Annotated in this window: 20 protein-coding genes and 5 tRNA genes; 11 read left to right on the plus strand and 14 right to left on the minus strand. The window is 63.5% G+C overall.

The window, feature by feature from the left end; translation table 11 throughout:
* Nucleotides 1–205 precede the first annotated feature (205 nt).
* From BLR29_RS02895 to acs, 3 genes are all read right to left on the minus strand, one after another.
* A tRNA-Ser gene (locus BLR29_RS02895) sits at nucleotides 206–296 on the minus strand.
* Nucleotides 297–375: 79 nt separating this feature from the next.
* A complete protein-coding gene (locus BLR29_RS02900; protein WP_092134469.1) occupies nucleotides 376–2,427 on the minus strand; it encodes a sodium:solute symporter family protein in 2,052 nt (683 codons plus the stop codon).
* A 110-nt stretch (nucleotides 2,428–2,537) separates the two neighbouring features.
* Nucleotides 2,538–4,520 carry an acetate--CoA ligase gene (gene acs / locus BLR29_RS02905; RefSeq protein WP_092134470.1) on the minus strand — a complete coding sequence of 661 codons (1,983 nt, stop codon included), beginning with the start codon at nucleotides 4,518–4,520 and terminating at the stop codon, nucleotides 2,538–2,540.
* Nucleotides 4,521–4,816: 296 nt separating this feature from the next.
* On the opposite strand from acs, the gene BLR29_RS02910 reads away from it, so the two are divergent.
* The 4 genes from BLR29_RS02910 to murI all read left to right on the plus strand — a co-directional run bounded on the left by BLR29_RS02910 (nucleotide 4,817) and on the right by murI (nucleotide 8,998).
* Nucleotides 4,817–5,752 (plus strand): DMT family transporter, encoded by a 936-nt coding sequence (locus BLR29_RS02910; protein ID WP_092134472.1) that lies wholly within the window; start codon nucleotides 4,817–4,819, stop codon nucleotides 5,750–5,752.
* Between the two features lie 127 nt (nucleotides 5,753–5,879).
* Nucleotides 5,880–6,431: a TIGR00645 family protein gene (locus tag BLR29_RS02915; RefSeq protein ID WP_092134474.1), complete on the plus strand. Its 552-nt coding sequence runs from the start codon at nucleotides 5,880–5,882 to the stop codon at nucleotides 6,429–6,431.
* A 130-nt stretch (nucleotides 6,432–6,561) separates the two neighbouring features.
* The gene (locus BLR29_RS02920; RefSeq protein ID WP_092135402.1) at nucleotides 6,562–8,085 is read left to right on the plus strand and encodes a fumarate hydratase; all 1,524 of its coding nucleotides are present in this window, start codon (nucleotides 6,562–6,564) and stop codon (nucleotides 8,083–8,085) included.
* A gap of 103 nt (nucleotides 8,086–8,188) precedes the next feature.
* Nucleotides 8,189–8,998 (plus strand): glutamate racemase, encoded by an 810-nt coding sequence (gene murI, locus BLR29_RS02925; RefSeq protein ID WP_092134475.1) that lies wholly within the window; start codon nucleotides 8,189–8,191, stop codon nucleotides 8,996–8,998.
* Nucleotides 8,999–9,016: 18 nt separating this feature from the next.
* On the opposite strand, the gene BLR29_RS02930 is transcribed toward murI, so the two are convergent.
* Nucleotides 9,017–11,317 (minus strand): AAA family ATPase, encoded by a 2,301-nt coding sequence (locus BLR29_RS02930; protein ID WP_092134477.1) that lies wholly within the window; start codon nucleotides 11,315–11,317, stop codon nucleotides 9,017–9,019.
* Nucleotides 11,318–11,564: 247 nt separating this feature from the next.
* Between BLR29_RS02930 and BLR29_RS02935 the strand changes: the two genes are divergently transcribed.
* From BLR29_RS02935 to BLR29_RS02955, 5 genes are all read left to right on the plus strand, one after another.
* Nucleotides 11,565–11,801 carry a hypothetical protein gene (locus tag BLR29_RS02935; protein WP_143018409.1) on the plus strand — a complete coding sequence of 79 codons (237 nt, stop codon included), beginning with the start codon at nucleotides 11,565–11,567 and terminating at the stop codon, nucleotides 11,799–11,801.
* A gap of 34 nt (nucleotides 11,802–11,835) precedes the next feature.
* Nucleotides 11,836–12,495, plus strand: a complete 660-nt coding sequence (locus BLR29_RS02940; protein WP_092134480.1) for an energy transducer TonB — start codon at nucleotides 11,836–11,838, stop codon at nucleotides 12,493–12,495.
* A 51-nt stretch (nucleotides 12,496–12,546) separates the two neighbouring features.
* Nucleotides 12,547–13,275: a MotA/TolQ/ExbB proton channel family protein gene (locus tag BLR29_RS02945; RefSeq protein WP_092134481.1), complete on the plus strand. Its 729-nt coding sequence runs from the start codon at nucleotides 12,547–12,549 to the stop codon at nucleotides 13,273–13,275.
* Nucleotides 13,276–13,303: 28 nt separating this feature from the next.
* The gene (locus BLR29_RS02950) at nucleotides 13,304–13,717 is read left to right on the plus strand and encodes an ExbD/TolR family protein (protein ID WP_092134483.1); all 414 of its coding nucleotides are present in this window, start codon (nucleotides 13,304–13,306) and stop codon (nucleotides 13,715–13,717) included.
* Between the two features lie 353 nt (nucleotides 13,718–14,070).
* The gene (locus BLR29_RS02955; protein ID WP_092134485.1) at nucleotides 14,071–14,397 is read left to right on the plus strand and encodes a hemin uptake protein HemP; all 327 of its coding nucleotides are present in this window, start codon (nucleotides 14,071–14,073) and stop codon (nucleotides 14,395–14,397) included.
* 239 nt (nucleotides 14,398–14,636) lie between these two features.
* Here BLR29_RS02955 and BLR29_RS02960 read toward each other — a convergent pair whose 3' ends face one another.
* From BLR29_RS02960 to BLR29_RS02970, 3 genes are all read right to left on the minus strand, one after another.
* Entirely contained in the window at nucleotides 14,637–15,044 is a 408-nt protein-coding gene (locus BLR29_RS02960) for a heme-binding protein (protein WP_092134486.1), read from the minus strand.
* Between the two features lie 164 nt (nucleotides 15,045–15,208).
* Nucleotides 15,209–15,475: a hypothetical protein gene (locus tag BLR29_RS02965; protein WP_092134488.1), complete on the minus strand. Its 267-nt coding sequence runs from the start codon at nucleotides 15,473–15,475 to the stop codon at nucleotides 15,209–15,211.
* 316 nt (nucleotides 15,476–15,791) lie between these two features.
* Nucleotides 15,792–16,142: a hypothetical protein gene (locus BLR29_RS02970; protein ID WP_092134489.1), complete on the minus strand. Its 351-nt coding sequence runs from the start codon at nucleotides 16,140–16,142 to the stop codon at nucleotides 15,792–15,794.
* Nucleotides 16,143–16,317: 175 nt separating this feature from the next.
* On the opposite strand from BLR29_RS02970, the gene BLR29_RS02975 reads away from it, so the two are divergent.
* Nucleotides 16,318–16,404: transfer RNA gene (locus BLR29_RS02975), tRNA-Leu, on the plus strand.
* A gap of 28 nt (nucleotides 16,405–16,432) precedes the next feature.
* On the opposite strand, the gene BLR29_RS02980 is transcribed toward BLR29_RS02975, so the two are convergent.
* Nucleotides 16,433–17,533 (minus strand): YeiH family protein, encoded by a 1,101-nt coding sequence (locus BLR29_RS02980; protein ID WP_092134491.1) that lies wholly within the window; start codon nucleotides 17,531–17,533, stop codon nucleotides 16,433–16,435.
* Nucleotides 17,534–17,639: 106 nt separating this feature from the next.
* Between BLR29_RS02980 and BLR29_RS02985 the strand changes: the two genes are divergently transcribed.
* Nucleotides 17,640–18,557, plus strand: coding sequence for a LysR family transcriptional regulator (locus tag BLR29_RS02985; RefSeq protein ID WP_092134493.1), 918 nt, complete (start codon nucleotides 17,640–17,642; stop codon nucleotides 18,555–18,557).
* Between the two features lie 15 nt (nucleotides 18,558–18,572).
* Here BLR29_RS02985 and ybaL read toward each other — a convergent pair whose 3' ends face one another.
* The 6 genes from ybaL to uvrC all read right to left on the minus strand — a co-directional run bounded on the left by ybaL (nucleotide 18,573) and on the right by uvrC (nucleotide 23,632).
* The gene (gene ybaL / locus BLR29_RS02990) at nucleotides 18,573–19,802 is read right to left on the minus strand and encodes a cation:proton antiporter domain-containing protein (protein ID WP_092134494.1); all 1,230 of its coding nucleotides are present in this window, start codon (nucleotides 19,800–19,802) and stop codon (nucleotides 18,573–18,575) included.
* Nucleotides 19,803–20,225: 423 nt separating this feature from the next.
* Nucleotides 20,226–20,299, minus strand: a tRNA-Cys gene (locus BLR29_RS02995).
* 114 nt (nucleotides 20,300–20,413) lie between these two features.
* Nucleotides 20,414–20,489, minus strand: a tRNA-Gly gene (locus BLR29_RS03000).
* Between the two features lie 66 nt (nucleotides 20,490–20,555).
* Nucleotides 20,556–20,631: transfer RNA gene (locus BLR29_RS03005), tRNA-Gly, on the minus strand.
* Nucleotides 20,632–20,811: 180 nt separating this feature from the next.
* Complete coding sequence (gene pgsA, locus BLR29_RS03010; protein ID WP_092135404.1) at nucleotides 20,812–21,411, minus strand: CDP-diacylglycerol--glycerol-3-phosphate 3-phosphatidyltransferase; 600 nt, start codon at nucleotides 21,409–21,411, stop codon at nucleotides 20,812–20,814.
* Nucleotides 21,412–21,541: 130 nt separating this feature from the next.
* Complete coding sequence (gene uvrC, locus BLR29_RS03015) at nucleotides 21,542–23,632, minus strand: excinuclease ABC subunit UvrC (RefSeq protein WP_092134496.1); 2,091 nt, start codon at nucleotides 23,630–23,632, stop codon at nucleotides 21,542–21,544.
* Between the last annotated feature and the right edge of the window lie 48 nt (nucleotides 23,633–23,680).

Below are 23,680 nucleotides of genomic sequence, written 5' to 3' on the forward strand. Positions count from 1 at the left end.
GCTCGTGACCCGGCGCGCGATCTGGAATCGCCCGCAAGGCCTTGAGGAATACTGTGGCGGAGAGAGGGGGATTCGCCTACACATGCGCAGGCCGCGGATTCCGGGTTCGCTTGCAAGCGAATCCCTTCGAAGCCCCCACGCAAGCCAAGCCGATGGCTTGCTTCTCTCCAAATGAGAAATGCCCGCTTGCGCGGGCATTGAATTCTGGCGGAGAGAGGGGGATTCGAACCCCCGATAGGCTATTAACCTATACACGCTTTCCAGGCGTGCGACTTAAACCGCTCATCCATCTCTCCGGGAAGTCCGCGATTATAGCAGAGCTTGTCAGCCTGTCCAGCCCCTTTCCCGTCGCGCGGGCACAACCGCCCTCCTCGCCTACCCCTTGCGCAGATAGTTGACCATGCGGTCGATGACCGGGGCGTTTCTCGGCGTCACCAGACTCACCAGGATGGCCGCGGCGAAGCCTGCCGGGACGCCGAAGGCGCCCGAGGCGATCGGGTCCACGCCGAACCAGCGGTTGCCAAAAATCCCCGTCATCCGCGTGAAGAACGGATAGTTGACGAAGATGTAGTAGACCGCAACGGCCAGACCGGTGGCCATGCCGGCCACGGCGCCGGCTGCTGTCGTGCGGCGCCAGAAGATCGCCAGCACCAGGACGGGGAAGAAGCTCGATGCCGCCAGCGAGAACGCCGCCCCTACCAGGAACAGAATATTCCCCGGCCGCAGCGACGTGACGTACGACGCGAACAGCGCCACCCCCAGCAGCACGATCTTGGCCGTGGTCACGCGCCGCTGGTGGCTCGCCTGCCGGTCGATCATGTGGTAGTAGACGTCGTGAGACAGCGCGTTGGCGATCGTCAGCAGCAGTCCGTCGGCCGTGGACAGCGCGGCAGCCAACGCGCCGGCCGCCACCAGCCCCGAGATCACATACGGCAGGCCGGCGATTTCCGGGGCGGCCAGCACGATCATGTCTGGCTGGATCAGGACTTCCGCCCACTGGACGATGCCGTCGCCGTTGACATCGCGAATCCCGAACACCGGCGGGTCCACCTTGCGCCACTGCACCACCCATTGCGGCAGCTCCGCGTACGGCGTGCCGACCAGGTGCTGGAAGAATTCCACCTTGACCAGCGCCGCCAGCGTGGGCGCCGACACATACAGCAGCGCGATGCAAAACACCGCCCAGGCCACGGAGTTGCGCGTCTCTTTCACCGATGGCGTGGTGTAGAGCCGCGTGAGGATGTGCGGCAGGCTGGCCGTGCCCAGCATCAGGCAGAACACCAGCAGCACGAAATTCAGACGCTTGGTCTTGCGATCCTGCTCGGACGGTGCGGGATATGGCTCGGTCGACGGCGTCAGCGGCTGGCTGCGTGCCAGCGCGTCTTCGCGCATCTGACCCCACTGCTGCTGGGCATCGGCCACATCCACCGGAAACGCCTGCCGTTCGCGCTCGACGCCCTTGATCTCGCGCAGCGGCGCGTTGCGGGCACGCAGGTCCAGCAGCTTCGCGTCCAGCGCGTTGCGCTCCTCATCGAATGATTGCGGCAGGCGCGCAATGCGATCCTGCAGCTGGATCGCCTGCTGGCGGAACATCTCGCGCACCTGCAGCTCGGCGGGGTCGCGATCCAGCCGCTTCTCGGCCTTGTCGATCTGGACCAGCAGCGAACCGTAGCTGACCTGCGGCAACACCTCATGGTGATGCTTCCACGCGATCAGCGACACGGTCAGCAGGAACGCCACGATCAGCATGATGTACTGCGCAACCTGCGTCCAGGTGACCGCGCGCATGCCGCCCAGGAACGAGCAGACCAGGATGCCGGCCAGCCCGAAGAACACACCGACCGCGAACTCCACGCCGATGAAGCGCGTGACGATCAGCCCCACCCCCTGTATCTGGGCGACCAGATAGACGAACGAGCACAGCGATGCCGCCAGCACGGCAATCGCCCGCACGGGCATGTTGCCGCCAGGCTTGCCGTTGCCGTAGCGGGCAGCGAGGAAATCGGGAATCGTATAGCCGCCGTACTTGCGCAGGTATGGCGCGAGCAGGAACGCCACCAGGCAGTAGCCGCCGGTCCAGCCCATCACGTAGGCCAGCCCCTCGTAGCCGGAAGCGAACAGGATGCCGGCCAGTCCGATGAAGGATGCCGCGCTCATCCAGTCCGCGGCGATGGCCATGCCGTTGAACAACGCGGGCACGCGTCGCCCCGCCACGTAGTACTCGGTGAGGTCCGATGTCCGGCAGATCAGCCCGATGCACGCATAGATCGCAATCGTGACGAACAGGAACACGTAGCCGAGCCACAGGGCGTCAGCGTTGGAATGCTCGAGCAAGCCCATCATGCCGACAAAGCCGAACAGCCCGAGGGTGAACAGGCCGTAGTACAACATCAGCCGGCGGCGGAAGCGCGACTGGGCGTCAGGCATGAGCGAAGGTAGGGGTCACGTTGGCGAGCGGTTCGTCCGTGCAAAAAAAGCCCGCCAGCGCGTGGGGCGCCGGCGGGCCGTGGCTTGGGGGGCTTGGGCCCGTCAGCGTCTTATTGTGCCTGCTTCAGCTGGTCCAGGATGGCCGGATTTTCCAGTGTCGAAGTGTCCTGCGTGATTTCCTCGTTCTTGGCCAGGGACCGCAGCAGCCGTCGCATGATCTTGCCCGAGCGCGTCTTGGGCAGGTTGTCGCCAAAGCGGATGTCCTTCGGCTTGGCGATCGGACCGATTTCCTTGCCAACCCAGTTGCGCAATTCGGTGGCGATCTTCACGGCTTCCTCGCCGTCCGGACGCGAACGCTTGAGCACCACGAATGCACAGATGGCCTCGCCGGTCATGTCGTCGGGACGCCCCACCACGGCGGCCTCGGCCACCAGCGGATTCGCCACCAGCGCGGACTCGATTTCCATCGTGCCCATGCGGTGCCCGGACACGTTCAGCACGTCGTCGATCCGGCCCATGATCGTGAAATAGCCGGTTTCCTTGTCGCGGATCGAGCCATCGCCGGCCAGATACAGCCTGCCGCCGAGCTCTTCGGGGAAGTAGCTCTTCTTGAAGCGCTCCGGGTCACCCCAGATCGTGCGGATCATCGACGGCCACGGACGTTTGACCACCAGGATGCCACCACTGCCGTTGGGCACGTCCTGACCGGTCTCGTCGACGATCGCGGCCATGATGCCGGGCAGCGGCAAGGTACACGACCCCGGCACCAGCGGCGTGGCGCCCGGCAGCGGCGTGATCATGTGACCGCCGGTTTCGGTTTGCCAGAACGTATCGACGATCGGGCAGCGCTCGTTGCCGATGTTCTTGTAGTACCACATCCACGCTTCAGGGTTGATCGGCTCGCCCACCGTGCCGAGCAGGCGCAGGCTCGACAGGTCGTATTGCTTCGGATGAATCTTCTCGTCAGCGTCGGCGGCCTTGATCAGCGATCGGATCGCCGTCGGCGCCGTGTAGAAAATGCTGACCTTGTGGCGCTGGATCATTTCCCAGAAGCGCCCGGCGTTCGGGAAGGTCGGCACGCCTTCGAAGACGACCTGCGTGGCGCCGGCGGCCAGCGGGCCGTAGGCGATGTAGGTGTGGCCCGTGACCCAGCCGATATCGGCGGTACACCAGAAGAGATCGTCAGGCTTGACGTCGAACGTCCAGCGCATCGTCATCAGCGCCCAGAGCAGGTAGCCACCGGTGCTGTGCTGCACGCCCTTGGGCTTGCCGGTGGAACCGGAGGTGTACAGCACGAACAGCGGGTGCTCGGCCCCGACGGGCTCCGCCGCGCAGGCGTCCGGCTGGCCGGCGGAAACTTCGTCCATCCAGCGGTCGCGGCCTTCGGTCCAGGCCACCTTGCCGCCGGTGCGGCGATAGACCACCACGTGCTTCACGGCGTCACAGCCGCCCAGCGCCAGCGCCTCATCGGCAATCGCCTTCAGCGGCAACGCCTTGCCGCCGCGCATCTGTTCGTCGGCCGTGATCAGCGCCACGGCGCCCACGTCCACCAGGCGTTCCTGCAGGGACTTGGCCGAGAAACCGCCAAACACCACCGAGTGCGTGGCACCCACCCGGGCGCAGGCTTGCATTGCCACCACGCCTTCGACCGACATCGGCATATAGATGACGACGCGGTCGCCCTTCTTGATGCCCAGTGCCTTCAGCCCGTTGGCAAAGCGGCTGACCTTCGCCAGCAGTTCCTTGTAGCTGACGCGGGTGACGGTGCCGTCGTCCGCTTCGAAGACGATGGCGGTCTTGTCACCGATGCCCTTTTCGATATTGCGCTCGAGGCAGTTGTAGGAGGCATTGAGCTGGCCGTCCTCGAACCACTTGTAGAACGGCGCGTTGCTCTCGTCCAGCACCTTGGTGAACGGCTTGTCCCAATGCAGCAGCTCGCGGGCGTGGCGCGCCCAGAAACCCTCGTAGTCCTTTTCGGCTTCGTCGCACAGGGCCTGGTAGGCCGCCATGCTGGGGATCGCCGCAGACTTGGCGAACGACTCGGGGGGATTGAAAACGCGATGCTCCTGCATCACCGACTCGATGGCGGACATGGGTTGTCTCCTGTTTGACTTTGACAGCTTCGCTGCAAGGTACGCCCGGCGGCTTACTTAAACCTGACGGTGGAGGCACGCGCGGCATCCTTGGCGGATGCTGCGGCGCAGCAGGCAAAAAGCGGGAGACGGGGGCGCAAGTGCAGTCGGCTCTACTACGTTAGCACAGCTATAATGCGCCGAGCCCTATACCCGAACGCCGCATGCGAGCATTTCGTGGCGCTCCCATCATTTTTCGCGGCACCTCCCGGTTCGCCGTTTTCCGGCGCCGCTCCCATCTCCCGGTTGCACTCGCCTTGCCCGTCCACGCACTCTTCCTGATCGCCGCGATGGCCCTTGTTGGCAGCAACGTCGGCCTGGGGAAGTCCATCATCGCTGAGGTACCAGTCCTGCTGTTCGCGTTGCTTCGCTTCGTGATTGCGATCGTGTGCCTGTCGCCGTGGTATCGGCCCGCGCGCATGCGCACGGTGTCGCGAGGCGAATGGCGCAACCTGTTCCTGATGGCGTTCTTCGGCACGTTCATGTTCACGCTGCTGATGCTGGGCGGCGTGCGACTGACCAGCGCGATGGCCGCGGGCGTGATCACCAGCACGATCCCGGCCACGGTGGCCATCCTCTCTTGGCTGTGGCTGCGGGAGCGTCTGTCGCGCCGGACCGTGGCGTCAGTGTTGCTGGCGGTCGCTGGCATCGCCGTGCTCAACATCGCCCGTGGCGGCGAAGATCATGGCGGCCTGGCCGGTGGCCAGGCACTGGTCGGCAACCTGATGATCCTGGGCGCGGTGGTGTGCGAATCGATCTACGTGATCCTGTCGCGCCGGCTCTCGCAGACGCTGGCTGCGATCGAGATCTGCGCATACACCCACCTGATCGGCGGTGCGCTGATGCTGCCGCTGGGGCTGCTGCCGCTGCTGACGTTCGACTTCGGCAGCGTGGCCGGCACCACCTGGGCGATGCTGCTCTGGTACGCACTATCGGCCAGCGTGTTCTCGTTCTGGCTCTGGATGAAGGGCATCCGCCATGTGCCGGCGCAACTGGCGGGCGTGTTCACGTCCGTATTGCCGGTGGCGGCTGCGTTGTACGGCATCGCCTTCCTGGGCGAGCGGCCGGGCTGGGCGCACGGCGTGGCGCTGGCCTGCGTGCTGGGCGGGATCGCGCTGGCCAGCTTGCCAGGGCCGATGGCACGACGCGCGCTGCGGAGTCGCCCGGATCAGGCAACGCCAGACGGGAACTGACGCAAGGGGCACCGGGAGGCCCCCGATAAACCGGATGTGACGGTTTCGATTGTCATAGGGCGCAAGGTACAATCACACCCCACTTTGATTGTCTTGCGACATTTACAATCACCTCCCTGCGTTGCCCATGGCCTACCCCCCTCTTCGCCCTATTCCCCGCATCATCTTTGCGTCCCGCTGGCTGCAGCTTCCGCTCTACCTCGGCCTGATCATTGCGCAAGGCGTCTACGTCTATCACTTCCTGCATGAGGTCTGGCACCTGCTGTCGCACGTCACCACCTATGACGAGACCAAGATCATGCTGGTGGTGCTGGGCCTGATCGACGTGGTGATGATCTCGAACCTGCTGATCATGGTGATCGTGGGCGGATACGAGACCTTCGTCTCGCGACTGGGTATCGACAACCACCCGGACGAGCCCGAGTGGCTGGACCACGTGAACGCGGGCGTGCTCAAGGTCAAGCTGTCGATGGCGCTGATCGGCATTTCATCGATCCATCTGCTGAAGACATTCATCGATGCCGACCAGCGCTCCCATCACACCATCATGTGGCAAGGCATCATCCATGTGGCCTTCCTGCTTTCCGCGCTGGCCATGGCCTGGGTGGACCGCATGGTGTCCCACCCTCACGCGGCAGGACATGCGCCGGCCGCGGGTGCGCCGCAACAGGCGCACTGAGGCGGCCCGGCCCTTCCGGGTGAAGCCTTGATCGCTTTTCGTGATGTCGACGGCTGTATGCAACTCCGCAACCGTCGCCGTCACGGTGTATCATCCCGGGCTGTGTTTCACCGCTGCCCTCCCCCACAAAATGACAGTCATCAAGCAAGAAGACCTCATCCAGAGCGTCGCCGACTCCCTGCAGTACATCAGCTATTACCACCCGATGGACTACATCACCAGCCTGGGCCGCGCCTATGAGCTGGAACAGAGTCCGGCCGCCAAGGATGCGATTGCGCAGATCCTGACCAACAGCCGCATGTGCGCGGAGGGCAAGCGCCCGCTGTGCCAGGACACCGGCATCGTCACGATCTTCGTCAAGGTGGGGATGGACGTGCGCTGGGATGGCGCCACCATGGGCCTGACGGACATGATCAATGAAGGCGTGCGCCGTGGTTACACGCACCCGGACAATGTGCTGCGCGCCTCGATCGTCAGCCCGCCCGAAGGCGCCCGCAAGAACACCAAGGACAACACCCCGGCCGTGATTCACTACGAGGTCGTGCCGGGCAACACCGTGGACATCCAGGTCGCGGCCAAGGGCGGCGGCTCCGAGAACAAGTCCAAGTTCGTGATGCTGAACCCGTCCGACTCCATCGTGGACTGGGTGCTGAAGACCGTGCCGACGATGGGCGCCGGCTGGTGCCCGCCGGGCATGCTTGGCATCGGCATCGGCGGCACCGCCGAAAAGGCGATGGTGATGGCCAAGGAATCGCTGATGGAATCCATCGACATCCAGGACATCATCGCGCGCGGCCCGAAGGACTGGGTCGAGGAAATGCGCGTCGAGCTGTACGAGAAGGTCAACGCGCTGGGCATCGGCGCACAGGGCCTGGGCGGCCTGGCCACCGTGCTGGACGTCAAGATCATGGCATCGCCGACGCACGCGGCATCCAAGCCCGTGGCGATGATCCCGAACTGCGCGGCCACCCGCCACGTGCACTTCACGCTGGACGGCAGCGGCCCGGCCCAGCTGGAAGCGCCGGACCTGTCGGCCTGGCCGAAGGTGGAGTGGGCGCCGAACACCGAGACGTCGAAGCGCGTGGACCTGAACACGCTGACGCCGGAAGAAGTGGCTTCGTGGAAGCCGGGCCAGACGCTGCTGCTCAACGGCAAGATGCTGACCGGCCGCGATGCCGCGCACAAGCGCATCGCCGACATGCTGGCCAAGGGCGAGAAGCTGCCCATCGACTTCACCAACCGCGTGATCTACTACGTGGGCCCGGTGGATCCGGTGCGCGACGAAGTGGTCGGCCCGGCTGGCCCCACCACCGCCACCCGCATGGACAAGTTCACCGAGATCATGCTGTCGCAGACCGGCCTGATTTCGATGATCGGCAAGGCCGAGCGCGGCCCCGTGGCGATCGAAGCGATCCAGAAGCACAAGTCGGCCTACCTGATGGCCGTGGGTGGCGCGGCCTACCTGGTGTCGAAGGCAATCCGCGGCGCCAAGGTGCTGGCCTTCGAAGACCTGGGCATGGAAGCGATCTACGAGTTCGACGTCAAGGACATGCCGGTGACGGTAGCCGTGGACAGCTCGGGTACGTCCGTGCACAAGACGGGCCCCGCCGAATGGCAGGCCAAGATCGGCAAGATCCCGGTCGCGGCGGCATAATGGCGGCACCGGCGAACCTGCTTCGCGCAGGTTCTCCACACAGGAAAGCCGGGTCGATGTGGCCCGGCTTTTTTGTTTGAATGCTCTTCACTTTCTGCCCCACGTGAATCCCGCACCTATCGGCGTTTTCGATTCTGGCCTTGGCGGCCTGTCCGTCCTGCGCGAGATCCGCGCGCTGCTGCCGCACGAATCGCTGCTCTACCTGGCTGACTCCCGCTACGCGCCCTATGGCGAGAAGCCCGAGCACTTCGTGGAGGCGCGCACGCTGCAGGTCTGCGAGTGGCTGGCGGCGCAGGGCTGCAAGGCCCTCGTGATCGCCTGCAACACCGCGACGATGCACGCGGTGCAGACGCTGCGCGATCGACTGACGCTGCCGATCATCGGCGTGGAGCCGGGGCTGAAGCCCGCAGCGGCCGCGAGCCGCAGCAAGGTGGTGGGCGTGCTGGCCACCGCCAACACACTGAAGAGCGCCAAGTTCAACCGGTTGCTGATGTCGCTGCAGGACGAAAGCCGCTTCGTCTGCGAGGCCGGCCTGGGCCTGGTGCCGCTGATCGAGCAAGGCGACGTGTCCGGGCCGGCCGTGCGCGACAAGCTCGACGCATTCCTGACCCCGATGCTCGAGGCCGGCGCCGACACACTCGTGCTCGGCTGCACCCACTACCCTTTCCTTGCGGAGACGATTCGCGCGATGGTGGGCGACCAGCTCGCGCTCGTCGACACCGGCAGCGCCATCGCCCGCCAGCTGGCGCGCAAGCTCGTCGAATTCGATCTGGCGGCCGGCGCGGACGCCATGCCGCGCGACCGCTATCTATCCACCAAGGATGCCGCACACTTGCGGGCCATGGCCGCGGCGCTGCTGCAGGTGGAGACGAATGCCGAGACTGTCACCATCGAACCTGCCCCGGCCGTCTGAAGCGCTGGCGATTCGTCGCTACTGGAAGAAGCCCAGCGGCTTGTGATGCCGCACCTCCGGTTTGACCGCATGCTCCTGGCGAAGCTGCGCGAGGAATTCATCGGGCGTCAATGATTCCCCCAGCACGACGGACTGCCGCTTGACCGTGGCAAAGTCGCCCGGCGTCAGACAATCCATCGCATCGAGCTCGTGGCGGATGGCGTCGGTCATACGGCCTTCATTGCCTTCCAGAGCCTCGTCGATGAACATGGTCGCGCGCTGCGCGGGCTTGAGCGGAAGGAAGCGGATCTTGAACGAGAAACGCCGCAGCGCGGCTTCGTCGATTCGATCGAACAGGTTGGTCGTGCAGATGAAAATGCCGTTGAAGCGCTCCATGCCCTGAAGCATCTCATTGACTTCCGACACCTCATAGTTGCGCACCGCCTGCTGGCGGCTTTGCATGAAACTGTCGGCCTCATCAAGCAGCAGCACCGCCCCGTCCTCCTCCGCGCGCGCGAACATCGCGGCAATTTGCTGTTCGGTTTCGCCGACGTACTTGCTCATCAGGTCAGAGGCACGCCGGATCATCAGCGGCAGATCGAGTTCGGCGGCGATGTGCTCGGCGAGCGCGGTCTTGCCAGTGCCGGGTGGCCCGTAGAAACACAGCGTGCCTCGTTGCCGCGCGCCAAGCGCCTGCACGATCTTGTCCACTTCATAGCGCGCTTCCAGGTGCAGGTTATCGAGCCGGTAGTGGGTCACCACGGGACGTGCCTCGGCCTCGGGCCGCAAGCCCATCGCGCGGTCCGCATGCTCCAGCTGACGCAGGATCAGCGCCTCGACGGGTTCCTCCACATCGGGCCGCGCGAGTTCCACGAAGCGCGCGGCCGACTGCACCTGCGCGGGTGTCAGCGTCTTGCGCGCCGCCAGCGTGGCGATAAAGGCATCGCTCACGGCCAGCCCGCCCAGGTGCTTGCGGATGATGTTCTCGCGCACCAGCGGTGGCGGAATCCTGAGTTCCAGATGGAACTGGAAGCGCCGCAGATAAGCCGGATCAATCTGACGGATCGAGTTGGAGATCCAGATCACCGGCACGGGATTCTGCTCCAGTGTCTGATTGACCCAGGCCTTGCCGTTGACGGAGGCGCGCGTGTCCTCCTGTCCGAAGAGGCTCATCAACTCGCGCGCGCTGCCGGGGAAGACGTCCTCGACTTCATCGAACAGCAACGCCGTGCGCGGGCGGCCGCGCAGGAACGCTTGCGAGACCTGCAGCGAACGATAGCGGTCCTTGCCGGACAGGCTGTTGCCATCGCGATCGAAGCAGTCGACCTCGTAAAGCTCGCAGCCGGCCTCGCGCGCAAGCAGGCGCGCAAACTCTGTCTTGCCAGTACCCGGCGGACCATAGATCAACACATTGACGCCAGCGGCATTCTGGCGCGTGGCATTGGCCAGCAGCGCGGAGAGATAACGGGCATCGGTCTCCACATGCGGGTAGTCGCTCGTCCCCAGCGTGGGCGGGGCGGCAGGCCGCGTGAAGACCGCCATCATCTCGGCCTCGCTCGCATAGTTGCCCAGCAGCACGTGGAGCAGCCGGTCGGACAGTCGCATCAGGTCGCCGAGGTCCGTGACGCTGTTCTCCGGCAACGGCTGTTCGATCAGGTTGAGGGTTTCCAGCCGCGAACCGGGGCGCAGCGACACGGCGATGTCGGCGGGACTTGCGCCGGTCAGGCCGGCCAGGATCTGAAAGGCCTCCTGGCTGTGCGCAACCTTGCAGTCAACCATCACCGCGCGCAGGTCGCGCTTGTACTTGGCCAGCGCGGCGTAGAGAAGCAGCTTGCGTTCGTGTTCGGGCAGGTTCAGCACGTGGCTGAGCATGTCGATGTTGCGCACCAGCAGCACGCGTTCGCCGTCCAGCCGCGCGGCGATCGCGGCGGCCGATGCATCGAACACCGCGAACATGTCCTTGGCGTGGTGCTTGACGTACTCGTCGAGGTAGTAGAACAACGCGCTTTCATCGAAAGCGCTGTTCCACTGGCCGTGGCGATCCAGAAATTCCTCGGGTGTCAGCCGCGACGCGCCCTTCCATGCGGGCATGTCGGCACACCGCGCCGACAGGAAGCGCTGCACGCGCAGCACCACCCCATAAGGCCAGACCATTTCCTGTGCGCTGACGGTCAACACGTCATTGATGTTGCTGCGCAGGTTAAAACGGGGCCCGAGCGCGCATACGACGCGCAATGCAAACTGGGCACACATCCAGTCCAGCGCCGAAGTCCCGGTCAGGCCGGGAGAAGCGCGGAGGAGCGTGGAGCGGTCGTCTTCAGCAAAACGTGTGAAGTCCATGGCCAGTTCCCTTCGCACAGGGCTGGCGGGCGCCCGGACCGCGGGAGCGCCATCGCCTGCGCTGTTTCTGCCGCTAGTGGGGTGTCACGTTGTGTCTTTCGCTATTCCTTTCTGTCGCCGGATGGATTCGTTCTAATAATCCTAGCGCGGTTTTCCGCCGCCGGGGTATCGGAGACACCCGGCGGACGCGGCCTCTCCCACGCAGGGCGCCGGTAGCGCTCCTTGGTAGCGCTCTCGTTACGCGGCCATGCGATTGCTGCCAGGATGCGCCATCATATTGGCGAATCGGCCGAACGCATTGCACAATGCGCAACAAATAAGAATCATTATCGTTTATACTATCGCCCTGATACGCTACCCAAGAGTGGCGCTCCCCCGGCAACCCGGTTTCTTCGAGGCTGTTTTTTGGAGCGTTATCATGGAATTGCTGTTGAGCCTGCTGGTCGGATGTGGCATCTCGCTGATCCTGTTCTACCGCAAGTGATTGCGCCAACCGGCGTTCACCTGTCGTTCTTCCCATGTTCGATCAACGATTCTTCAAGATCACTGTTGCTGTCCTGCTGTTTCATGCCGGGCTGCTGTATCTGGTCCAGAGTGGCCTGGCGCGCAAGCTGACCGAAGCGGTCATCTCGCCTGAAATCATCGCCCGGATCATTCCACTGGAGCCACCTCAGCAGCCGCCCGCGCCGGAACCGCCCAAGCCGAGGCCGGAGACGCCGCCCAAGCAGGTCAAGGTGGTGACGCCGCGCCCCACCCCGCCGAGGCCGCAACCGACGCCGGAGCCGGTAGCGTCGCTGCCGCCGACACCGACGGCTATCTCGGCGCCGCCCTCGCCGCCTGCACCGCCTGCGCCCGCACCGGAAACCGCTGCGCCTGCGGCCCCGGCCAACGCCGCGCCGCGCGCCGTGGGCATCGGCGAGATCGCCTGCTCGCCGCCTCAGGTCGCCTATCCGTCGCAGTCTCGCCGTATGGGCGAGACCGGCAAGGCCGTGGTACGCCTGACCACCGATGAAGGCGGCCATGTGGTAAAGACTGCAGTGGTCACGTCTAGCGGGTCATCACGACTTGACCAGGCTGCGGTAGACGCCGTGCAGAAGATGCGCTGCAAGCCCTACATGGACAACGGCCGCGCCGTGGCCGTGACAGCCCAGCAGCCGATCAATTTCGAACTGAACTGATTTCCCGGAATTTTCCGATCTTCCCAAACACAGACATCATCAGGAACCACCATGCAGGACCTCGGACTCTCCCACCTCTGGTCGCAAGGCGATTTCGTCATGCGAGCGACCGCCATCATTCTGCTCATCATGTCGCTGCTGTCGTGGATCGTGATCCTCACCAAGGCGTGGGATCTGATTCGCCTCAAGAAGATGGCGCACGGCGCGGAAAAGCGCTTCTGGCATTCCGACGATTTCGATCACGCACTGGAAACGCTGGGCGCCAATGACGCCAACCCGTTCCGCACGCTGGCCGTGACTGGCAAGGAAGCCGCGCAGCACCATCGCGCGAGCCAGCCGCAGTTGCACGACGTCCTGGACATTTCCGACTGGCTGACCCGCTCGCTCAAGAGTGCGATCGACGAAGCCGTCGCCCGTATGCAGTCCGGCCTGGCCGTACTGGCATCGGTGGGTTCCACCGCGCCGTTCGTCGGCCTGTTCGGCACCGTCTGGGGCATCTATCATGCACTGATCGGCATTGGCGCCTCGGGTGTGCCGACGATCGACAAGGTGGCTGGCCCGGTGGGTGAAGCGCTGATCATGACCGCCTTCGGCCTGGCCGTGGCGATTCCCGCGGTGCTGGGCTACAACGCACTGAGCCGTGGCAACAAGTCGGTCATCAGCAAGCTCAACCGCTTTGCGCACGATCTGCACGCATACTTCGTGACCGGCGCCCGCGTGCGTCCGACCACCTCCCGCGCAGCCGACGACGGCTCGGTGCGCCTGGCTGTCAAGAACTGAGCGCGACCCGCATTAGAAGGAAGTCATCATGGCATTCGGCACTCTCGACGGAGACGATGACGAAGTGATGAGCGAAATCAACATGACGCCGCTGGTCGACGTCATGCTGGTACTGCTGATCATCTTCATCATCACGATTCCGGTCATCAATCACGCGGTAAAGATCGATCTGCCGCGTGCAACGAACCAGCCCAACGACAGCAAGCCGCAAAACATCAACGTGTCCATCGACGCGCAGGGCAAGGTTTTCTGGAACCAGCAGGAAGTTGATCAGCCCGCGCTGGAGGCCCGCATCGCCGACGCCGCACAGTTACAGCCGCAACCGGAGCTGCATCTGCGCGCGGATCGCGATGTGCGCTACGAGCGCGTGGCCGAAGTCATGGCCGCCGCGCAGCACGGCGGGCTTGGCAAGATCGGCTTCATCACTGAGCCGAAGCACTGATTCGACGCGTCCGGGCGGACACCGGGAAGAGCAAGGGCATCCAATCGGATGCCCTTTTTCTTTGCGCGTTCGTACGCGGTCGGTCACGCGAGGTTGCGCGGGTCGATGCTCGGGCACTGAGTGTCGATCCGCATGAGTGGCCGTATGCGTGTCTGTATGGGTGTTCGTTTGCCCGTTCGCTCGCATGCATTCCGACAATCTACCCCGCCCTCCGCCCTGGCGTTCTTAGCAAGAATTGTCGCGTGGTTATTGCAGGTGTAAAGGTTCGTGAAGATCCTTGTAATGATAACAATTCTCATTTAAGATCGATGTCACTGTGAATCACACATCGAATGCTTCGTACGGAGAAGATCATGAGCACCCTGAGCCTGCCGCTGTCGCAACCGCGTGAAGTCACGCGCCGCCGCTTGTCCCTGCGTCGTGTCGATGTTGCCCCGCAGGCGCGCCGTGAGACGTCTACCGCTTCGTCGGCGATCGAATCGGTCAAGTCGGCCGTGGCCGCACTGCCCGCACGGCTGGAAGCCCTGATGCGCCCCGACAGTTCGCCCAACGAATCCACCGCCCAGGCCGTGCCGCTGGAAGCCATCATGCGCGGCGCCACGACGCTGCCGATCTTGCATAACGGCGAGGTCTACACTCTGCGTGTGACGCGCTACGGCAAACTGATACTGACCAAGTGAAATACGGCTTCGCAGCCGGTGCGGCCAATATCAACTGTAATGACTTTTGTGGGGACCACCCTCTCAAGGGGTGTTAGGCAGTAGCCAGATGGTCGGACCGTAATAGGGCAAGCTTCCAAACCCCTTGCCCTATTGCCCGACGCCAGCCATGCCATCTTTTTATACCGCCCCGCAGGCATTGCGCCTGCGGGGCTTTTGCTTTTGCATGGGGCCAGTCGCCCGGCCCTTGCAATGCGAGATCAGATACCCAGGGCAGCGATGCCTGCGCGAGCGATCTGCGCGTCTTCGGTCGACTTCACGCCCGACACACCCACGGCGCCCACTACCTGATCGCCCACGACAATGGGTACACCGCCTTCGAGCATGCCGTGCAGCACGGGCGCCGTCATGAACGAGTAGCGGCCGTTGTTGATCATGTCTTCGTAAATCTTCGATTCGCGACGGCCCAGCGCGGACGTGCGCGCCTTTTCCGTGGCGATATAGGCCGAGATCGGCGCTACGCCATCCAGGCGTTGCATGCCGAGCGGATGGCCACCGTCGTCGACGACCACAATCGTGACAGCCCAGTTGTGGGCCTTGGCCTCAGCCTCGGCGGCGACCAGCACCTTCTTCACGTCGTCAGCCGTCAGTACGGTTTTTTGCTGCATACCTCTCTCCAGGTTCATGTCAGGTTGAGGCCGCAGTATATCGCGCGAAAGTCCCTGCCAAGGTCGTCACGGGCGGTTCAAGGTCTTTCACCTTGACGGACATTGCACAAAAAAGCCCGCATTGCTGCGGGCCTTTCTCAATTGCGACTGGCTGGACGAATCAATCAGGCTCCATCGGTGAACGCGTCGCGCTTGTCGTTCACTCGTGCACCGTCCAGATAGACGTCGCGCCTGTCATTTACGCGGGCACCATCGGTATAGACGTCGCGGCGATCATTGACGCGTGCACCATCGGTATAGGTGTCGACAGCGCCCACGCGCTGGCCACCACTGTAAACGTCGAATTTGGCGGGTGCGGCGAACGCCGAAACCGAAATGGCGGACAGCGCGCCGAGTGTGGCAATGGCAGCCATGTGTTGCTTGATGTTCATGTGAATCCCCTTGTTCCTGTTAGCAGCGGGCGCCGCGCCATCAGGCTGATCCTGTGGGAGCGACGTCACGAAGGCAGTGTAGGGGGAAACCCTGAAGTCAGCGTCCAGATCACTTGAGCGGTCGCATCAAATTCTTTGACTGATGAATTCCGACGGGAACTACCTTGCGCAATCTTCCACCAACTTTTCTCGCAAAAATTCCATAAACCCCGAGGTAGTTCGCCCGTATAAACAGAAAAAGCTCCAACCCTGGAGCTTTTTCTAACAGTCGCCTTTCAACGACCTTTCAATTCAATCTCTGTGTACCGGCTTGATCTCACCAACGACCGTGGCCATGACCATGACCGTGGCCATGATCCCGGTAATACCCACCGTGGCCACGCCACCCCGGGTGTCCGTAGTAGTAGCCGGGACCAGGGTAGTAGCGGGGACCGTAGTAGACCGGTGCAGGGCGCACCACCACCGGCGGCGGGCCGTAGTAGACGGGCGCCGGAGCCACCACAACCGGCGGCGGGGCATAGTAAGCCGGCGCAGGCGGATAGTAGGCAGGACCGCCCACAATCACACCAGGCACGCCAATCGCCACGTCCACGTTCACGCGTGCCATTGCAGCGCCAGACGCCAGCGCGGCGGCTACACCGAATGCTGCGAACAACCAACGTTTCATGATCGTGCCTCTAGAGTTGAGTGAATCTCGATACCCGTATTGTAGGGGTTCTCAATTCTCCAGGTGCAACGCGGGTATCTACATTGTTACCGGCGGTAACAGCGGGATCACATTCGCCGGAAGTGCTCTGGCTTGCTTCCTGCAGGGTAAGCCACGACAATACCGGGCTTGCCGTGCGGCCGTGGAGAAATTGGTAGACTCAGCAGACTTAAAATCTGCCGCCTTTCCGGGCTTACGGGTTCGAGTCCCGTCGGCCGCACCACTTCTTGCACCGCCCCCCCAAGGCTGGGTCAGGTCAACAGCGCGCAAAGCAGCGCGCCCACCCCCATCAGGAATACGAATAGCACACCCGCCAAAGCCAAGGGCTTGCGGCCCGCGCGCAGCAAATCGCCAATGCGCGTGTGCAGACCAATGGCCAGCATCGCACATGCCAGCAGCCAGTTGTCGAGCGCGATCAAGCCAGGCTTCAGCAATGCTGGCACCATCGACGCCGAATTCAGGGCCATCACTGCGACAAATCCAATCGCGAACCACGGCACCGACTTCATCAATCCGCGCCAGTTGCGCGTGCCACCGGAAGCGTCCGACCAGCTTGTGCGCGGCCACAGCGCCATGATGAGCAGCAGCGGGCCCAGCGCCAGTACACGGACCATCTTGGCAACAACCGCCGCATCGGCCGTGGCATCGCTCACCATCTTGCCCGATGCGATCACCTGAGCCACCTCGTGCAACGTGGCACCCGTGAAGATGCCGAACGCGCGCTCAGTCACGGACAGGTGCAATTGCTGCGTCGCCAGTTCGTAGAGCCACGGATACAACAGCATGCCCACCGTGCCAAACAACACCACCGTTGCCACCGCCACGGCAGTCTGGCGATCATCGGTCCGCACGACCGATGACACGGCAATCGCCGCAGCCGCGCCGCAGACTGCGCTACCCGCACTCACCAGAATGGCTTCCCGCCGGCTCAGGCCAAAGAAGGATGTGCCAACCCACATGCCGAACAGCAGCGTCGCCACCAGCATCGCCAACGGGACGACGACCCCACCGAGACCGAGTGCCGCAATCGCGCCGAACGTCAAACGCAGGCCGTACAAGGCCACGCCAAGGCGCAGCAGGTGATGGCGCGCGAACTGCATCCCTGGCGCCAGCGGCGTCAACCAGTGCTTCGGCATCGTATTGGCGGCAACCATGCCGGCGCACATCGCCAGCGTCAGGGCCGACAAGCCATACTGGGAGATCGCGGGATGGTCGGCCAGCACCAGCGCCAGCCAGGCGATGGCACCAAGCGGCGCCAGGGTGAGCGCGCGGACGCGCCACAATGCCAATCCCGACGGAGCGGTGGCCGTCAGTGAGGAAGAAGCAGGGGAAGAGGCAGGGGTCGTGGGCATGGCTGCGACAATGTTCTTGGACTGCCTGAAGCGTAATGGTCGCGACCTAACCCGCAAAACGGGTAATATCGTTATACATAATCTGTTATATCGATAGAGCCACCCCATGGACCAGCGCCCGCTTCGCCTGACCCTGCGTCAACTGCAGGTGTTCGTTGCCGTCGCCCAACACGGCAGTACCATTGCTGCGGCAGACGCACTTGCGATGTCCCAGTCTGCCGTGAGCGCATCACTATCAGAACTGGAGCGCGCCCTGAATGGGCCACTGTTCGATCGGGTGGCGCGGCGACTGAGTATCAACGAAGCCGGCCGGCAGTTCTTTCCGCGCGCATTGTCATTGCTCGATCAGGCCCACGAGCTTGAGCGATTCGCGTCGGCGGGTGGCGTCCAGTTGCGAATCGCAGCCAGCAATACCATCGGCAGCTATATCCTGCCGGCCCTTCTGGCTGGCTTTCGCAATGCACAGACCGGCCCATGCACGCTCGACTTGCGTATCGGCAATACCCAAGATGTGCTTCAGGCACTGATGAAGTTCGAGGCCGACATCGGCCTGATCGAAGGCACCAGTCACGAACGCGACCTGCGGAGCGTCCACTGGTGCGACGACGAGATGGTGGTGATCGTAGGACCGGCACACCCGCTGGCGATGACTGCAGAGGAACCAGAAATTCTCCACAGCATGCTGCGCGAGGCCGACTGGATCGTGCGGGAACCGGGCTCGGGTACGCGTGAGGTTATCGAAGAGCGGCTTGTGCCACATCTGGGGGCGCTGCGCTTTGCGCTGGAGCTTGGCAACGCAGAGGCCATCAAGCGCGCCGTGATGAGCGGCTTCGGCGTGAGTTGCCTGTCCCTGCACGTGGTGCGCGACGAGATCGAACGCGGCGCCCTCGTAGCGCTGCGCAACGGCTTGCCGCGCGTCATTCGTCCGCTGCAACTTGTCGTGCATCAGGACAAATTTCCGACCCAAGGCCTGCTGGCCTTCACCGAATACCTGCGTGGCGCGGCGCCGGACCTCTGCACCTGAGCCGAGACTACACCGTCAGACCGGCTGCGGATCTCCGCCCCGATCCATCCGTGCGCTGTAGCGGTCGAGCATGTGGAATAGCACGGGGTTGAGCAGGATCGACAGCAAAGCGCCAGCGAGGATCAGCGCCTGGCCACGCTCCGGCAGAATCTTCAGGTAGACGCCCAGACTGGCCAGGATGAACGAGAATTCGCCGATCTGCGCCAGGCTCACGGCAATGGTCATGCCGGTCTTGTTGTTGTGGCCGAACGCCCGCACGATGCCGAGCGCCGCCAGCGACTTACCCACAACAATGATCAGCAGCGTGGCCAGCACGCCCCACGGATCATTTACAAGCACCATCGGATCGAACAGCATCCCCACCGAAACGAAGAACAGCACGGCGAAAGCATCCCGCAGCGGGAGTGATTCCTCGGCCGCGCGATGACTGAACTCCGATTCCGCCAACACCATTCCGGCGAAGAAGGCCCCCAGCGCAAACGACACGCCAAATAAGGAGTAAGCACCAAAGGCAACGCCCAGCGCGGTGGCCAGCACACCCAGTCGAAACAGCTCGCGGCTGCCGGTCCAGACAATGCGCTCCAGCATCCATGGAATGAAGCGCCGACCAATCACGAGCATCACGGCCACGAATGCGACGACCTTCCCGAGCGTGGCAAACACCTCGATCAGGACTTCCATGGTGTTCGGCACGACCGCATCGCCCTCATGCCCGCTGCCAAGCAGCCCGGCCATGGCCGGCAGCAGCACAAGCGTCAGCACCATCGCCAGGTCCTCGACAATCAGCCAGCCCACCGCAATGCGCCCCTGCGGCGACTCCACCAGATCACGCTCCTGCAAGGCACGCAGCAGCACGACGGTACTCGCCACGGACAGCGCCAGGCCGAACACAAGCCCCTGCCCCCACGACCAATCGAAGCCCCATGCCACAAGCATGCCCAGCGCAGTGGCAATGGCGATCTGCACGATGGCCCCGGGAATGGCGATAGTCTTCACCGCCATCAGGTCCTTGACCGAAAAATGCAGCCCCACGCCAAACATCAGCAGGATGACACCCAGCTCCGCCAGTTCCGGCGCAAGCGCCTGGTCGGCCGTATAGCCAGGCGTGTGCGGGCCCACGACGATGCCGGCGCAGAGATAACCAATCAGGGGCGGAAGCTTGAACTTGTTGGCGATCGCACCCAAGATGAACGCCAGCACGATACCGCCGACGATTGTGCTGATGAGCGGGGTGGCGTGATGCATGCGTCTGGGGTTCCTTTCCGGTGTCTCGGTTGTCTCGGTATCGGGCGACCACGCACCTCCCTGGCGTCGGCATCGCACGAGGACACGTCATCGACGACAAGGCATGGCAGCGAGTTGAAGGTCGTACGGGAAGAGCGGCCGCAGACCGTGGGCGCAAGCGAAGACCAACGCGTCACGGCATGGGGAATGCATCGGAATACGACTACGCGAGGTGGGCAGACCCACGACAGGCGCCGTCCCGGATGCGTACGGCATGGCGTAATGTAACACGCGCGCCACCCCGGGCAGCCTGAGAAACGTCGCAAAAAGCGGCGGCTATTTGACGGCTTTTCGGCGAGTGGGGCGGATGGGCGTCTGAGCCGAAAAGCAAAGCAGCGCCGCAAAAACAAAACGGCGCCACAATGGGCGCCGTTTGCTTAAGACTGGAGGCGGAGGTCGGAATCGAACCGGCGTACACGGCTTTGCAGGCCGCTGCATAACCACTCTGCCACCCCGCCAGGTGACGATGCTGGATTGTATCCGTATTCGCCTACGCCGTCGTAATCGACATCACTGCGGCTTGGACAGCAATCCTGCCAAACAAAAAGGGAAGCGACGCTTCCCTTTGGGATTGGAGCGGGAGACGAGTCTCGAACTCGCGACCTCAACCTTGGCAAGGTTGCGCTCTACCAACTGAGCTACTCCCGCGTACAACAACTTTTTACTACTTCGCATTCGATGACCTTTTCAAAGCTTCATCGAACGTATTTAACCTGGAGCGGGAGACGAGTCTCGAACTCGCGACCTCAACCTTGGCAAGGTTGCGCTCTACCAACTGAGCTACTCCCGCAGGGCCCTGCATCATACTGAAAAGCAGACTTTTGCGCAACTTCTTTTAAACACGCAGCTTTGTGCCGGCATTTCGCGCTAAACACTGCTTATCTTGCTGCTTTCGATTGCGTCGTCAGCAGCGAGAACGAGATTATTGCAAAGATCGAACCGCCCCGTCAACAACTTTTTGCAGGGGTTTTCATTTTTGTGTGCGAGCCCCGCCGACCATATTGCTGCGCTCGCGGATCTGCGGCCAGGCGAGCTTCATGTAATAGAACATGGACCACAGGGTCAGCACGGCCGCCACATAAATCATCCAACCGCCCAGCACAGATGCATCCACGCCGAACACCGGATCGTTAAACAGCAGCAGCGGGATGGCGATCATCTGCACGGTCGTTTTGAGCTTGCCGAGGAAGTTCACTGCCACGCTCTTTGAGGCGCCGATTTGCGCCATCCACTCGCGCAGCGCCGAAATTGTGATCTCGCGCCCGATGATGACCAGTGCGATCAGGTCGGCCACACGGCCCAGAGCCAGTAGCGACAGCAACGCTGCCGTCACCATGAGCTTGTCCGCCACCGGATCGAGAAAGGCGCCGAACGACGAGGTCTGGTTCCAGCGCCGCGCCAGAAAGCCATCGAGCCAGTCCGTGGCCGCGGCCACAATAAAGAACGTCGCTGCCGTGACGTTCTTGGTGTGCATCGGCAGCCAGGCCTCGGGCAGGTAGTAGACCCCCACCACGAGAGGAATCATGGCCACGCGAAGCCAGGTCAGCAGGATGGGGATATTCAGTGGCATGAGCGGGCGTTTGGGGAAGGAGCGAGCCGGCCGGCATTGGCGAATGCCGCGATTGTCGCCGATTTCGGCCCGAACCCGCCAGTTCGGGCCGAAATCGCCCACGCCACGCCGTCAGCGGCATGTGTGACGGTCAGTGCAACTGGCGATAGATCTCTTCGGCCAGTGTGCGCGAGATGCCCTCGACGCTGGCCAGTTCGTCGATGCTGGCCGCCATGACACCCCGCAACCCGCCAAAACGCGTTAGCAGCTTTTGTCGGCGACGAGCGCCGACGCCTTCGATTTCCTCGAGTCGCGACGTCGTGCGCGCCTTGGCCCGGCGCGCGCGCATGCCGGTGATGGCGAAGCGGTGGGCCTCGTCGCGGATCTGCGCCACCAGCATCAGTGCCGCGCTGCCCTGCCCCAGCTCGAGCGATGGCCGTCCGTCGGCGAATACCAGCGTCTCCAGGCCCACCTTGCGACCCTCGCCCTTGGCCACGCCGACCAGCAGTCCTATATCGAGACCGAGTTCCTCGAAGACCTGGCGCGCCACTTCGACCTGGCCCTTGCCACCGTCGATCAGTACCACGCGCGGCATGCGCGGCACGACATCACCACCGGCAGCTTCGCCGCTCAGGTCGCCACCATCTTCCTGGATCTGCTCCACCAGCTTCTGGTAGCGGCGGGTCAGCACCTGCCGCATGGCGGCGTAGTCGTCTCCCGGCGTAATGTCCTGGATGTTGTAGCGACGGTATTCGCTGTTCTGCATGTCGTGGTGATGGAACACCACGCACGAGGCCTGCGTCGCCTCGCCAGCAGTATGGCTGATGTCAAAGCACTCGATGCGCAGCAACGCCAGGTCTTCCATGTCCAGGGCGATGGTTTCGGCCAGCGCGCGCGTGCGAGCTTCCTGGCTGCCCTGCTCCGCCAGCCGCCGCGCCAGCGCGAGTTCAGCCCCCTGCACCGCCATCTCCAGCCAGACCTTGCGCTGCCCCTGAGGCTGGCGCACCAGTGAGATCTTGCGTGACGCCTGCATCGATAGCGCCTCCACCAGCGCGGCGTCCGCGGGTCGGTGGCTCAACACGATGATCGGGGGTACCGCCTGGTCGAGGTAGTGCTGAACCATGAATGCCGACAGCACGCGCGCAGCGATACGGTCAACAGACAGCGGCCCTGCGCCCGGCATTGCCTCGGAACCCTCGTCGCCCGCCTCGGTCGCGTCGTCAGTCTCTTCCACGATCATCGCGGCCTCGTCGGCATGGGCCGGAAAATACGCCTTGTCGCCCAGATGGCGGCCGCCGCGCACCATGGCCAGGTTCACGCACGCGCGCCCTCCCTGCACGGCGACGGCCAGGATGTCGATGTCACGCGCCTGCCCAACCTCCTCCACGGCCTGCCGCTTGAGCACGGTGGACAACGCGGAGATCTGGTCACGTACCGCCGCGGCCTGCTCGAACTCCAGTTGCTCCGCGTGCGCTTCCATCTTGGTCTGCAGGCCCTCCAGCACTTCCGTCTCGTGCCCCTGGAGGAAGCGCGCCGCGTTGTTGACGTCGCGCGCGTAGTCTTCCTCGCTGATCGCGCTCACACAGGGCGCCGTGCAGCGATGGATCTGATGCAGCAGGCACGGCCGCGTGCGATTGTTGAAGACGGTGTCCTCGCACGTGCGCAACTGAAACACCCTCTGCAGGATTTGCATGCTTTCGCGCACCGCGTAGGCGTTCGGGAACGGGCCGAAGTACTGGTGTTTGCGATCTGTTGCGCCGCGGTAGTACGCCATGCGCGGAAATTTGTGCCCCGTCAGCTTGAGAAACGGATAGGACTTATCGTCGCGGAACAGGATGTTGTACCGCGGCGCCAGCGCCTTGATGAGGTTGTTCTCAAGCAGCAGCGCCTCGGCCTCCGTCCGCACGACCGTGGTCTCGATGCGCACAATCTTGCCGACCATCATCGCGATGCGCGGCGAGAGCTGGGTCTTGTTGAAATAGCTTGAAACGCGTTTCTTCAGGTCGCGCGCCTTGCCCACGTAGAGCACGTTGCCGTCGGCATCGAAATAGCGATACACACCCGGCAGCCCCGGCAAGCGCGCGAGGATCGGCCGGGGGTCGAAGGCTGGCGCGTCGGGCAACTGCGGATCCGCAGCTGGCGCCGCATCAGCCGGCGCGATATCGGCCTGCACGGCGTCGACTTGCAACGTGGGCGCGGATTGTGGCTTGTCAATCGGGGGCGCGGGTTCCTGCTCGGGCATCTGAGATGAGAAAGTTGGACGGCGTGGCACGCGGGCGGCGGCACTCGC

The organism is Cupriavidus sp. YR651, assembly GCF_900101625.1.
Classification (GTDB): Bacteria; Pseudomonadota; Gammaproteobacteria; order Burkholderiales; family Burkholderiaceae; genus Cupriavidus.

What these genes read in the sequence shown, in the direction of transcription:
- BLR29_RS02980 (WP_092134491.1), bottom strand. Translation starts at nt 17,533, where the DNA reads ATGCCCACGACCCCTGCCTCTTCCCCTGCTTCTTCCTCACTGACGGCC.
- BLR29_RS02915 (WP_092134474.1), top strand. Translation starts at nt 5,880, where the DNA reads ATGGCCTACCCCCCTCTTCGCCCTATTCCCCGCATCATCTTTGCGTCC.
- ybaL (WP_092134494.1), bottom strand. Translation starts at nt 19,802, where the DNA reads ATGCATCACGCCACCCCGCTCATCAGCACAATCGTCGGCGGTATCGTG.
- uvrC (WP_092134496.1), bottom strand. Translation starts at nt 23,632, where the DNA reads ATGCCCGAGCAGGAACCCGCGCCCCCGATTGACAAGCCACAATCCGCG.
- BLR29_RS02955 (WP_092134485.1), top strand. Translation starts at nt 14,071, where the DNA reads ATGAGCACCCTGAGCCTGCCGCTGTCGCAACCGCGTGAAGTCACGCGC.
- BLR29_RS02945 (WP_092134481.1), top strand. Translation starts at nt 12,547, where the DNA reads ATGCAGGACCTCGGACTCTCCCACCTCTGGTCGCAAGGCGATTTCGTC.
- BLR29_RS02940 (WP_092134480.1), top strand. Translation starts at nt 11,836, where the DNA reads ATGTTCGATCAACGATTCTTCAAGATCACTGTTGCTGTCCTGCTGTTT.
- BLR29_RS02960 (WP_092134486.1), bottom strand. Translation starts at nt 15,044, where the DNA reads ATGCAGCAAAAAACCGTACTGACGGCTGACGACGTGAAGAAGGTGCTG.
- BLR29_RS02930 (WP_092134477.1), bottom strand. Translation starts at nt 11,317, where the DNA reads ATGGACTTCACACGTTTTGCTGAAGACGACCGCTCCACGCTCCTCCGC.
- BLR29_RS02900 (WP_092134469.1), bottom strand. Translation starts at nt 2,427, where the DNA reads ATGCCTGACGCCCAGTCGCGCTTCCGCCGCCGGCTGATGTTGTACTAC.
- BLR29_RS02970 (WP_092134489.1), bottom strand. Translation starts at nt 16,142, where the DNA reads ATGAAACGTTGGTTGTTCGCAGCATTCGGTGTAGCCGCCGCGCTGGCG.
- BLR29_RS02985 (WP_092134493.1), top strand. Translation starts at nt 17,640, where the DNA reads ATGGACCAGCGCCCGCTTCGCCTGACCCTGCGTCAACTGCAGGTGTTC.
- BLR29_RS02950 (WP_092134483.1), top strand. Translation starts at nt 13,304, where the DNA reads ATGGCATTCGGCACTCTCGACGGAGACGATGACGAAGTGATGAGCGAA.
- BLR29_RS02920 (WP_092135402.1), top strand. Translation starts at nt 6,562, where the DNA reads ATGACAGTCATCAAGCAAGAAGACCTCATCCAGAGCGTCGCCGACTCC.
- pgsA (WP_092135404.1), bottom strand. Translation starts at nt 21,411, where the DNA reads ATGCCACTGAATATCCCCATCCTGCTGACCTGGCTTCGCGTGGCCATG.
- BLR29_RS02965 (WP_092134488.1), bottom strand. Translation starts at nt 15,475, where the DNA reads ATGAACATCAAGCAACACATGGCTGCCATTGCCACACTCGGCGCGCTG.
- acs (WP_092134470.1), bottom strand. Translation starts at nt 4,520, where the DNA reads ATGTCCGCCATCGAGTCGGTGATGCAGGAGCATCGCGTTTTCAATCCC.
- BLR29_RS02935 (WP_143018409.1), top strand. Translation starts at nt 11,565, where the DNA reads ATGCGATTGCTGCCAGGATGCGCCATCATATTGGCGAATCGGCCGAAC.